The organism is Mycolicibacterium arenosum (assembly GCF_024320865.1).
GTDB classification, from domain to species: Bacteria; Actinomycetota; Actinomycetes; order Mycobacteriales; family Mycobacteriaceae; genus Mycobacterium; species Mycobacterium arenosum.
The window spans coordinates 332874-344511 of sequence record NZ_JANDBD010000008.1 but is presented as its reverse complement, the minus strand read 5'-3'; the positions used below and the strand labels follow the sequence as shown (position 1 = coordinate 344511).

At 69.3% G+C, this 11638-nt stretch carries 10 protein-coding genes; 5 read left to right on the top strand and 5 right to left on the bottom strand.

Annotation, left to right across the window (positions count from 1 at the left end; translation table 11 throughout):
* Nucleotides 1-9: 9 nt before the first annotated feature.
* Nucleotides 10-1641, top strand: a complete 1632-nt coding sequence (locus NM203_RS20770; RefSeq protein ID WP_303624918.1) for an FAD-dependent oxidoreductase — start codon at nt 10-12, stop codon at nt 1639-1641.
* A gap of 83 nt (nt 1642-1724) precedes the next feature.
* Nucleotides 1725-2675, top strand: a complete 951-nt coding sequence (locus tag NM203_RS20765; protein WP_255062236.1) for an alpha/beta fold hydrolase — start codon at nt 1725-1727, stop codon at nt 2673-2675.
* On the opposite strand, the gene NM203_RS20760 is transcribed toward NM203_RS20765, so the two are convergent.
* Nucleotides 2672-4009: a flavin monoamine oxidase family protein gene (locus NM203_RS20760; protein ID WP_408633384.1), complete on the bottom strand. Its 1338-nt coding sequence runs from the start codon at nt 4007-4009 to the stop codon at nt 2672-2674. The genes NM203_RS20765 and NM203_RS20760 overlap by 4 nt on opposite strands.
* 28 nt (nt 4010-4037) lie before the next feature.
* Here NM203_RS20760 and NM203_RS20755 point away from each other — a divergent pair, with 28 nt between their 5' ends.
* Together NM203_RS20755 and NM203_RS20750 are read left to right on the top strand one after the other, a co-directional pair.
* A complete protein-coding gene (locus tag NM203_RS20755) occupies nt 4038-5015 on the top strand; it encodes a TIGR03617 family F420-dependent LLM class oxidoreductase (RefSeq protein ID WP_255062306.1) in 978 nt (325 codons plus the stop codon).
* A gap of 77 nt (nt 5016-5092) precedes the next feature.
* The gene (locus NM203_RS20750; RefSeq protein WP_255062235.1) at nt 5093-6595 is read left to right on the top strand and encodes a flavin-containing monooxygenase; all 1503 of its coding nucleotides are present in this window, start codon (nt 5093-5095) and stop codon (nt 6593-6595) included.
* On the opposite strand, the gene NM203_RS20745 is transcribed toward NM203_RS20750, so the two are convergent.
* Together NM203_RS20745 and NM203_RS20740 are read right to left on the bottom strand one after the other, a co-directional pair.
* Nucleotides 6592-8223 carry an alkaline phosphatase D family protein gene (locus NM203_RS20745; RefSeq protein ID WP_255062233.1) on the bottom strand — a complete coding sequence of 544 codons (1632 nt, stop codon included), beginning with the start codon at nt 8221-8223 and terminating at the stop codon, nt 6592-6594. The two genes, NM203_RS20750 and NM203_RS20745, sit on opposite strands and share 4 nt — an antisense overlap.
* A gap of 42 nt (nt 8224-8265) precedes the next feature.
* Nucleotides 8266-9018, bottom strand: a complete 753-nt coding sequence (locus NM203_RS20740; RefSeq protein ID WP_255062231.1) for an AraC family transcriptional regulator — start codon at nt 9016-9018, stop codon at nt 8266-8268.
* Here NM203_RS20740 and NM203_RS20735 point away from each other — a divergent pair.
* A complete protein-coding gene (locus NM203_RS20735; protein ID WP_255062229.1) occupies nt 9017-9412 on the top strand; it encodes a DUF4345 domain-containing protein in 396 nt (131 codons plus the stop codon). The two genes, NM203_RS20740 and NM203_RS20735, sit on opposite strands and share 2 nt — an antisense overlap.
* On the opposite strand, the gene NM203_RS20730 is transcribed toward NM203_RS20735, so the two are convergent.
* Both NM203_RS20730 and NM203_RS20725 read right to left on the bottom strand, forming a co-directional pair.
* Nucleotides 9396-10508: an Rv3169 family protein gene (locus tag NM203_RS20730; RefSeq protein ID WP_255062228.1), complete on the bottom strand. Its 1113-nt coding sequence runs from the start codon at nt 10506-10508 to the stop codon at nt 9396-9398. The genes NM203_RS20735 and NM203_RS20730 overlap by 17 nt on opposite strands.
* Entirely contained in the window at nt 10508-11611 is a 1104-nt protein-coding gene (locus tag NM203_RS20725; RefSeq protein WP_255062304.1) for a phosphotransferase family protein, read from the bottom strand. Before NM203_RS20725 ends, NM203_RS20730 begins: the two co-directional genes overlap by 1 nt.
* Between the last annotated feature and the right edge of the window lie 27 nt (nt 11612-11638).

Below are 11638 nucleotides of genomic sequence, written 5' to 3'. Positions count from 1 at the left end.
ATTCCCGTAATGTCACCGGGCGTGGACGTCCAGGTGATCGTCGTCGGTGCTGGACCGGTGGGCCTCTCGGCCGCTGTCGAGCTGCGCCGCCGCGGCGTTGACGTGCTGATCGTCGACAAGCGCGACGGCGTCGCGCCGTGGGCCAAGGCGGTGGGTATCCAGCCGCGCACGCTCGAGATCTGGGACCAGGTGGGCGTCATCGAACGTGCGCTGAGCGCGTCGCAGTCGATGCTCGGGCAGGTGATGTACGTCAACGGCCAGCAGGTCGGCGAGGTGCGGTTCGACGTGCCCGAGCAGGTGCCCTACGGGTTCATCAGCCTGCCGCAGTACGCGACCGAGGAGATCCTCGGGGCGCATCTCGCCGACCTCGGGACATCGGTGCATCGCGGACTCGAGTTGGTCGCGGTGCGGCAGGACGACGACGGGGTCACCGCGACCCTTCGCGACGCCGATGGGCAGCGCGAGGTGAACGCGGAGTACCTGGTGGCCGCCGAGGGGGCGCACAGCCTGGTGCGCAGGTCGCTGGGGCTGACGTTCGACGGCGACGCGTTTCCCGAGGAGTACATGCTCGCCGACGTCGAACTCGACTGGAGTGTGCAGCCGGGGATGTCGGTGCGCAGTTCGCATGTCACCGACGGAGTGGTGGACGACGTGCTGGTGTGCATCCCGCTGCCCGGACGGTGTCGCTACCGCATCTCGATGCTGGTTCCCGAGGAGCTGTCCGCGGCCGCCGACGACAGGGACGGCGTGGCGCACGGGCTCTCCTCCGAGGGGCCGAAACCCGAGTTGCGCCACGTGCAGGCGGTGCTCGATCGACTGGCACCGGAGCCGACGACCGCGAGCGCGATGCGCTGGTCATCGGTGTTCCGGATCAGCCACCGGCTGGTGAACCGCTACCAGCAGGGCCGGGTGTTTCTGGCGGGCGACTCCGCGCACATCCATCCGCCGACGGGCGCGCAGGGCATGAACACCGGCGTGCAGGACGCGTACAACCTCGGCTGGAAGCTGGCGCTCGCGGTGCGGGGCGAGGCGGCGCCGGGGCTGCTGGACAGCTACCACGCCGAACGTCATCCGGTGGGCGAAGAGGTCGTCGGCCGGACGGTGCGCGCGGCGCGTGAAGGCATCGGCGCGGGCGACGACCTGCAGACGGCCGTGCTGCGGACGGCGCAGTTGCTGGTGCACTACGCGGACAGCCCGATCGTCGCCGGTGACGCGGGCGGGGCGGGGCCGATTCCCGGTGAGCGCGCCCCCGATGCGACCGGCCTGCGGCGCAGCGCGGTGACCGGCCCGCTGCGCTTCCACGAGACCCTTCGCCACACCGGTCACACGCTGCTGCTGTGGGCGACGACCGAGCAGCTGTGGCGGCGGGCGCAGGACGTCGCCGCGCAGGTATCGGCGGCCACGCGGGGCCACGTGCACGCAGTGATCGCGGTGCCGGCGTCGCTCGAGGTGGCGGCCGTGGCCGGTGACACGCTGCGCGACGGACACGGAAACCTCTCCGCAGCATACGGTTTCGGCGACCCGGTGGATTCTCCTCAGGCGGTGCTGATCCGGCCCGACGGCTACCTGTCCTACCGGTCGGCCACCGCCGACGCGACGCGGCTGCTCGCCCACCTCGCCGCGACCACCCTGCGCCTCTAGTCCGGTCCCGATGACCTCGCGCGGTTCACTTAGTTAGACTTCTCCCGCCGCGGCAACGGTGCCCGGCAGATCGGAGCAAACGGATGGCTCTTCGACTACGGCGTTACGCCCCCGTCGACGCGATGCCCGAGGGTCGCAGCGTGGAGGTCCGGTCACCGGACGGCACGCGCATCCACACCGAGGTGTTCGGCCCCGAGGACGGCTACCCGATCGTGCTGGCGCACGGCATCACCTGTGCCATCCGGGTGTGGGCCAACCAGATCGCCGATCTGTCGCGCGATCACCGGGTGATCGCCTACGACCACCGCGGACACGGCCGCAGCGACGTACCGAAGCGACGCGGCAACTACGGCTTGGACTATCTCGCCGCCGACCTCGACGCGGTGCTCGATGCGACGCTCGCACCGGGGGAGCGTGCCGTCATCGGCGGCCATTCGATGGGTGGCATCGCGATCACGTCGTGGTCGCAGCGCTACCCGGCCAGGGTGCGCCAGTGCGCCGACGCCGTCGCCCTCATCAACACGACGACCGGTGACCTGCTGCGCGACGTGCAACTCGTTCCGGTGCCGCGCCCGTTGGCGGGTAGCAGGGTGCGGGCGGCGGGTGCGCTGCTCAAGCAACTCGGTGCCGCGCCGCTGGTGCCGGGCTCGATTCAGCAGAGCCGACGCTTGGTGGCGCAGCTCGCCGTGGGCCGTGACGCCGAACCGGCAATCGCCGATTTCGTGTTCGAGCTCTTCGCCTCGACGCCCCCGGCCGGTCGCGGCGGGTGGGCCCGCGCGCTGGTCGACTCGGTCGGGTCCACGCACATCTCGCTGCGCAACCTGGTGGTGCCGACGCTGGTGATCGGCAGCCGCAAGGACCGGCTGCTGCCGATCAAGGCGTCGCGCCGGATCGCCGCCGACGCACCGAATCTCGCTGCCTTCGTGGAGCTTTCGGGTGGCCACTGCGCGAACTTGGAACGGCCGGGCGAGGTCAACGCCCAGCTGCGGTCGCTCGTCGAATCAGTCCGCGGCGAGAACCGCAGCATCTCCTAGGACTTGAGGAAGTCGGCGACCTCGCCCGCCGCGCGCTGCCCCGATCGGACCGCGCCGTCGAGGAAGCCCGTCCACGCGTCGGCGGTTTCGGTGCCGGCCCAGAAGATGCCGTCGATCGGCGTGCGCAACCAGCGCCCGTAGCGCGTCCAGGACCCCGGCGGCACCGCGGCCGTCGGCCCGCCGGGCGCGAATTCCTCAGCGCCCCAGCAGTGGTCGACGTAGTCGATCGGCTCCCGCGCGCGCTCGCCGAACAGGCCGGCGAAGCTCTCCAGCGCCTTGGTCCGGCGTTCGGCGGGTGGTAGCGGATCGAACGTCCGCGAATCGGTGAAGCCCAGCAGCACGCCCGGTCCGTCGTCGGGACTGACGTCGAACGTGATGAACACCGGGCCCTCGTCGGACAGCGCCTCGCCCGAACACCCGGCGGCGCGCCAGAACGGCGTGTCGTAGGCCGCGTACGCCTTGCTCAGATTGCCCAGCGGCCAGTGCTCGGCCAGCCGGCGGTAGTCGTCGGGCAGGCCGGGTTCGAACGTGATGGCGCTGCGGTGCTGCGGCGGTATCGCGATGACGGCGGCGCGGGCCCGCACCGCGCCGGCGTCGGTGTGCGCGGTGACGCCGCCGTCGCCGTGGGTGACGCGGGTGACGATCCGGCCGAGCCGAACCCGATCGCCGAGCGCGTCGGCCACGCGCAGCGCGATCGGCTGGGTGCCGTCGGGGAAGCGATCCTGCTGCGCCCCGCCCTTGACGTCGAGCATCGGCCCGATGCCGCCTGCGGCCTTCACGTAACGCACCGCGTGCAGCATCGACACCTCGTCGGGCTCGCAGCCCCATGTCACCCGCGCCATGATCGCCATCAGGTCGCGGGTCGAGGCGCCCGCGTGCACCGAGCGCAGCCACCCGTCCAGCGTGATCGCGTCGAGCTTGGGCGCGACCGACGCCGTCCACGGGTCGGCGAGCGGGACGTGCTTGCTCAGCCGCTCGAATCGCCACTGGATGCGGGACACGTCGACCAGTTCGATCATCGAGAGCTTGGGAATGGTGCTGCGGTACGCGCGCACCCGGCCGCGCCAGCGGATCAGGTTCCTGCCCTGGGTGTACGTCGGGACGGTCGGGCATCCGACGTCGGCCGCGAGCTTGTTCACCTCGGTCTGGGTGGGGCCGACGAACGTGGCCCCGAGGTCGATCGGCGCGCCGGCGATGGTCGTCGTGTGCGAGCGGCCGCCGACGCGGTCGCGGCCCTCGAGGACGACGACGTCGTGGCCCCTGCGGTCCAGTTCGCGGGCCGCGGTCAGACCGGCGAAACCCGCACCCACGACTACGACGTCCACAGACTCCACCCCACTAGGCTCTCACGCTGTGAAGGTCATGACAGCGTTGTTCGGCCCTGTGGATGCGATCGATCGGACCCGCGCCCTGCGCGATGCGGGTGCCAGCGGGGTGTTCACCTTCGAGGGCCCGCACGACGTGTTCGCGCCACTGACCCTGGCGTCGACGGTCGGCGGCCTGGATCTGATGACCAATGTGGCGATCGCGTTCCCACGCAACCCGATTCAGCTCGCGCACCAGGCGATCGACCACCAGATCCTGTCGCAGGGTCGCTTCACGCTCGGCCTCGGCACGCAGATCCGCACCCAGATCGAGAAGCGGTACGGCACCGACTTCGACAGGCCCGTCGCCCGGATGGTCGAGCTCGTCGGTGCGCTGCGGGCGATCTTCGCGACGTGGGAGAGCAACGGACTGGACCGCTTGAACTTCAAAGGTGAGTTCTACCGGCACACCCTGATGACCCCGACGTTCACGCCTCGCGACAACCCGTACGGGCCGCCGCCGATCTACGTCGGAGCGCTCGGGCCGCGGCTCACCCGCGCGACCGCCGAGGTGGCCGACGGGCTGCTGATCATGCCGTTCGGCTCGAAGCGCTTCCTGCAGGAGGCCACGCTGCCGATCGTCGACGAGGGGCTGGCCGCGTCGGGCCGGGATCGCGACTCGTTCGCGATCGTCCCGGAGATCATCGTGTCGGTCGGAGACGACCACACGGCCACTCGACAGCTGCTCGCGTTCTACGGCTCGACACCGGCGTATCGCCCGGTGCTCGAGGTGCACGGCTGGGGTGACCTGCAACCCGAGCTCAACGCGCTGTCGAAGCAGGGCCGCTGGCAGGAGATGGGGTCGCTCATCGACGACGACGTGCTGCACACCATCGCCGCCTGCGGCACACCCGCCGAGGTGGCCGACCACATCCGGGACCGGGTCGCCGACGTCGCCGATCAGGTGTGTGTCTACCAGCCCGGACCCATCGCGATCGATTCGCTCGCGCAGATCGTTGACGCACTGCGGACCTGAGCGCTTAGGGTGGGGCGGTACGCGACGGGACCAAGGAGCTTGCGGATTGGTCCGAGCGCTCAGCCAAGGAGGTTTCCATGGGCGAGTTTGAGCCCGAATTCACCGACGTCATCATCATCGGAGCGGGCATCTCGGGACTGGGTGCGGCGTACCGCATCCACGAGCGCAATCCGCGGCTGACCTACGCCATCCTGGAGCGTCGAGAGCGTATCGGCGGCACCTGGGACCTCTTCCGCTACCCCGGCATCCGCTCCGACAGCGACATCTTCACGCTGAGCTTCCCGTACGAACCGTGGACGCGGTCGGAGAACGTCGCGGAGGGCGCGAACATCCGCGAGTACCTCGACGCGACGGCGAGTAAGTACGGTCTCGACCGGCACATCCGGTTCGGCACGCACGTGACGTCCGCGGAGTGGGATTCGAGCACCGACACCTGGACCGTGCACACCGAGCAGGACGGTGCCCCGAAGTCGTATCGGAGCCGCTTCCTGTTCTTCGGCACCGGTTACTACAACTACGACGACGCGTACACCCCGGAGTTCCCCGGCATCGAGAACTTCACCGGCGACGTCGTCCACCCGCAGTTCTGGCCCGAGGAACTGGACTACGCCGGCAAGAAGATGGTGGTGATCGGCAGCGGCGCGACCGCCATCAGCCTGATCCCCGCGCTGGCGAAGACCGCGTCGAAGGTCACCATGCTGCAGCGCTCGCCGACGTACATGATGTCGATGCCGCAGCACGACCCGATGGTTCAGTTCATCCGGAAGATCATGCCGCGCAAGCTGTCTCACGCGGTGGTGCGCTTCCGCAACGCGTTCATCCACATCCTGACCTACGTGATGTTCCGTAAGCTGCCGAAGTTCGGCCGCTGGCTGGTGCGCAACCGCACGATCGCGGCGCTGCCCAGGGGCTACGACGTCGACGTGCACTTCAAGCCGAAGTACAACCCGTGGGATCAGCGCATGTGCCTGGTGCTCGACGGGGACATCTTCGCCGAGATCAGCTCCGGTCGCGCCGAGGTGGTGACGGGCCACATCGACCACGTCGACGCGACGGGCGTCGTGCTGACCTCGGGTGAACGCGTCGATGCCGACGTGATCGTCACGGCCACCGGGTTGCAGCTGCAGGCGCTCGGGGGGATCAAGATCGTCGTGGACGGTGAGGACGTCGATCCGACCGACCGGTTCGTCTACAAGGAGTTCCTCATCGAGGACGTGCCGAACATGGCGTGGTGCATCGGCTACACCAATGCGTCGTGGACGTTGCGCGCCGATATGACGGCCCGTGCGTTCGCGAAGTTGCTGGCGCACATGGACGCTCACGGCTACACGCACGCCTACCCGCATCTCGGTGGCGCGCCGATGAAGGAGAAGCCGACCTTCAACCTGGAGTCCGGATACGTGAAGCGGGCACCGCACGCGTTGCCGAAGTCCGGTGTGCACCGGCCGTGGCACGTCCGGCACAACTACGTGCTGGACGTCATCGATCACCGCTTCGACCGCATCGAGGAGTCCATGGTCTTCGGCCGGGTGAAGGCGCCCCTCGCCGAGGCGCCGCAGGAGCAGACCCAGACCGCCTAGTTGTAGTCGGTCAGCGGAATCCGCGCGACCTCCACCAGTTCACCCGACCCGCGCGGCTGTTCGAACACGACCTCGGCGCGGCGGCCCTGGAGGTTCAGCGCGGCGATGGTGTTCCCGAACAGCGGCCCGTTGAGGTTGCGCCAGCTGATCGGCAGCTCGGGGGAGCCGCGTCGCCGGGCCCACCGACGGGTCAGCCGCGCCGCCCGGGGTGACCACCCGAGCTTGAACACCGGTTTGACGAAACCCGGCACGTAGTTGTGCACCGGTGAGCAGACGAGTTGGTGGATGCGCGCGGTGTGGCGTCCGGGCACCTCGGCGCGCGCCGCGTAGCTGTGGTGCACGTCGCCGGACAACACGGTCACGGTCGCGGGGCCGTTGGCCGGCTCCGACGCGACGGCGACGATGAGCTCGGTCAGCCGCAGAAACGACTTCATGAACGCCGCCCAGTGCTCGAGATCGGCGGCCTGGCGCACCTTCTCGGCCAACGAGCCGCGCAGCCCCGATCGGTTGGCGGCGATCTCGTTGACCGTCTGGACGTCCCCGATCGCGGGTGGCAGCAGCCACGGCAGGCTGGAACCGAGGACGACGTGATCCAACTCGGTCACGTCACCGAGTTGATCCTCCAGCCAGCCGAACTCGCGCTCGCCGAGCATCATCCGTTCACCGCTGTCCAGGATGCGCGCGTTGCGCGAGTCGACCATGATGAACCGGCTGCGGCCCAGATCCCAGCGGAAGCTGAACCGCAGGCCCTTGTCGCCGTCGACCTCGCTGTCGGCGCGATCGGCCAGTTCGGCGAGGTGCGGCCAGCTGTCCCCGCCGGCGTCTCTGACCCGCCGGTAGTCGGGATCGTCAGCGAGTTCGGTCGGGCTGAGGTTGCCCAGGTGCTGGTAGACCCAGTAGGAGGCGAGCCCCGCCCGGATGCGGTCCCGCCACCACGGCTTCTCGTTGATCTCGGCGCGCCACACCGCCGAGGTGTTCCAGTCGTCGCGGATGTCGTGGTCGTCGAAGATCATCGCCGTCGGCAGCGTCGACAGGATCCAGCGAATCTCGGGGTCGCCCCAGGAGTGCCGGTAGAGCCCCTCGTACTCGGAGAAGCTGACGACCTCGTCGGGTGGACGCTGGCCGTGGCGGTTGCGGCGGCGGCCCGCGAGATGGCGGCGTACCTCCGGGGTCAACTCGTCGGCGTACACCTGGTCGCCGAGCAGGATGAGCGCGTCGGGCCACTCGGCGACGGGCAGATGGGTGAGACGGTCGGCGTAACAGTCGAGCGCGTCGAGGCCCAGCTTGTCGTCGATCTTCGCGTCGCCGGTCTTGGGGTAGCGGCAGGAGCCGAAGATGACGCGGTGCCGGTCGACCGAGGACGGCCCGCGGGTCTTGATGACGCTCGGCGGAAACGGCGAATCCGGTTCGGGCCACGCCCTGACGCCGTCGAGGTGAACCTGGTACTCGGTTGCGGTGTCCGGCTCGAGTCCGGCGACGGCGACGATCGCGTAGTGAAAGCCCTGCACCTCGAATGTCGTTGCCGAGCAGCCGAGGATCTCGACGGTGCCCGCGCTCTCGGTCTGCACCCAGACCTGTGCCGTTGTATCGCCGACGTGCCGCAGGACGGGACCGAGAACCAGACTCACCTTGTCGAGCCTAGGTCCGGGGGTGCCGGACCGCCCGACCGTTCACGGAATGCGGACGGTCACGCCGGTCGCCAGTAGCCGCGACGCGGTCAGCCCGAATGTCGCCTTGAACGAGTCCGACAGGTGGCTGGGGCTGGCGAAACCCGCATCGGCGGCCGCGGTGGTGAGGCTCTCGCCCGCACCGATCGCCGAGCCGGCGTGGATGAGCCGTACCCACAGGCGATAGCGGCGCAGGCTGGTCCCGACCTCGTGCCGGAACAGATGCAGGAAGCGGGATTCCGAGAGTCCGGCGTGCCCGGCCAGGACCGACGCCGGCACGCCGGCGGCTGGATCCGCGCGAATCAGCGTGGTCGCCCCGGCGATCCGCGGGTCGATCAGGTGCGAGGAGGCGGGCGCCGCCAGATTCAACCAGGCCTGCGCGGATTCGTCGTCGACGGGCGGCGTCGTCAGCGCGGCCCGGTGGTCGACGAGCAGTTCGCTGCGGGTCTCCCGGCACGCGTCGCGGCAGTTCGCCGCCCGGTCCGAGGTGGGGTCCAGGTAGCAGGAGACCAGCCGGCCGCCGTGCGTCGTCAGGTGGTGGGTCAGCCGCGGCGGGATCAGGACGCTGCGCGCCTCGACGCGGTCGGTGCCCGCGGTCACGGTCAGCGGCCCGTCGACGCCGACGGCCAGACACCACACCGAACCCGAGTGCGGCTCGAGCTCGAGGGCAGGCCCGCTGTACATCGCCTGGCCCGGCCACAGCCAGACCGCGGGGTAGCAGGTTCGTGGAAGCGCGGCGGCCGCGGACCGTGTCATGGTGACCTCCTACGTCGCCGAACTGGAGGTTAGCGTGCTCGTCATCATCGTCGCCGCGGTGTTCTTCGCGGCTATGGGGCTCTACGGCCTGGCCGCGCCCGCCCGGCTGGTCGCGCCGTTCGGCACCAGGCTCGACGGCGCCGCGGGCCGATCCGAGGTGCGTGCCGTGTACGGCGGCTTCGGCCTGGCCATCGCCGCGGTGCTGGGGTACGCGGCCGTCGACCCCGAGGTGCGCGCGGGCGTGCTGCTCACCGTCGCAGCGGCGCTCGCGGGGATGGCGGCCGGACGTCTGGCGTCGGCGTTCGACGGTCCGACGGCCTTCTACCCCAACTGGTTCTACTTCCTGGTCGAGGCGGTCGCGGCGGCGGCGCTGTTCGCTACGGCGCGACTGTGAGCCAGTCGGCGAAGCCCGACGGGTCGTGTCTACCGAGCGCACCGTGTTCGAACAGGCCCCAGCCCTCCGACGTCGTCGCGCCCTCGGTGCAGACCGCCCGGCCGACGTGGTCGATGACGCCGAAGGCCGCCCGCCCGATGATGGCCGGATCGGTCATGTCGTAGGTGAGCCGCTCGGTGAACTTCTCGCCCTTCCACATGCCGTGGATCCAGTCGGAGTCGCCACCGTAGCCGCCGCCGACGTGAATCGGCACGGGCAGTTTGGATTCCACGTCGAACCTGACGGGGGTGCCGTCCTGGGCGGTCGCCTCGATCGTCGCGCCGGTGGGGATGCGGGTGCCCGACGTGTAGTGGATCTTGACGCGCGGCCAGCCCATCTGCTCGACGCGACCGTCCTTCCAGATGCGCGTCACGTCGTTGAGCGAGCGGAAGCCGCTGGGCTCCTCCTGGATGATGAGCACGATCGAGAAGTCGTCGAACGCCATCGGGACGTACAGCCACCACATGCCCTCGAAGGGCGGATCCGCAGGCCGCCCTGCGGGTTCCGCCTCGCCGATGGGCCGGATCCCCCAGGACCGGTCACGCGATCCGATCCACACCGAGGGGTCGACGGTGATCTCCTCGCCGTCGATGCCGATGTGCCCGCTCCACGAACCGAGTTGCGCGAATCGCTGGGCGTCGAGCGTGATTCGGGTGCCGGTGCGCAGGAAGTGCCGCTGCTCCTGTACCACGTCGAACAGCCCGTTCCACGTGAGATCAAGTGCCACACCGTCGGTTTCGTCCATCATGATGCGCAGCGAGTGCAACGGATGGATGACCTCGACCCGGTAGTTCAGCACGTTCTGGTTGAGCCGGTCCTGATCGATGGCGTCCGACAGGTGCACGGCCGTCTGCACGTCTCCGCGCCGGACCAGGACGAAGGCGTCCTTGACGCCGAGGTTCGGGTAGTAGCCGATCCCCGAGATCAGGAAGATGTTCCCGGTGCGGTCGTGCGCGTTGAAGTAGGACCGGTCGTAGAAGTTGCGGTCCGACGATCCCGGCCACGCGATCGGGTGGGGGAGTTGGTGAACGGGGAACTCGTCCATCGGTCCGAGCATCAGCTGTCCTCTCCGAGCAGTCTCTTCAACAGGGTGGCGTGATAGAACAGCGTCTCGACGTCGTCGGGCTGCTCGACTTCGCCGAAGCGCACGCGGCGGGCCCCGGTGCGCATGAACACGCAGCACCAGATCACGCCGGAGTAGACGTAGAACCACCTCAGGTCGCCGAGGCGGACCCCGCTGAGCCGCTCGTAGGTCGCCCTGACGTCCTCTTCACGCATGACGTCGGGTAACCCCGGCATTCCGGCCAGGCCGGCCAGTTCCTGGAACACCATGTGAGCGAACACGATCCACGCGACGTCGAGTTCGCGGGGTCCGACGGTGGCCATCTCCCAGTCGAGCACCGCGACCGGCCGGAAATCTCGATACAGCACGTTGCCGATGCGCGAGTCGCCCCACGCCAGTACCGGTTCTCCTGCCGCGACGTCCTCGGGGAAGTTGTCCTCCAACCAGGCCAGCGCCCGTTCCACCAGGGGAGACCGGCCGATGTCGGGCACCGCGAAGTCGTACCAGTTCTTCAGCCAGCCGAAGTGCCTGTGCAGCGGGGTGGGCCCCTCCGGATCGATCTCCGAGAGGAATCCGAAGGTCTGCTGCGCGTTGGGGATCGCATGAAGTCGGGCCAGTATCTCGACGGTGGCGTCCTGCAGTTCGCGCTGCTTCTCCGCGGGAGCGTCGGCGAACCAGTTGTCGCCGAAGGTGTACGGCATGACATCGGGCGGCACGATGCCGTCGACGTGGTCCATGAGGAAGAACGGGGTGCCGAGCACCGTGCCGTCGTTGTCGATCCAGCGGACCAGGGGTACGGGCACCTCGGTCATCTCACCGACGAGGCGGATGACCTCGAACTGGTGGTCCAGTCGGTAGTGGTCGAAGACCGGCACGTCGGCTTCGGTGGGGGCGACTCGGGCCACCCACTTCTGCTCGACGGCCTCACCGTCCTGCTGCCAGCGGCCCGTGAGAACGATGGTCTCCGAGGACATTCCGTTGGAGTCGATACCGCTCTCCACCGTGATCTCAGGGGCGACGCCGCCCGGCATCACGGTCGACAGCCACGCCGAGATGGCCGCGGGCACGCTGGCCATGTCCCGGCTCGACCGCTGCATGTGGTCGACACTCTCGACGGCGGCTTC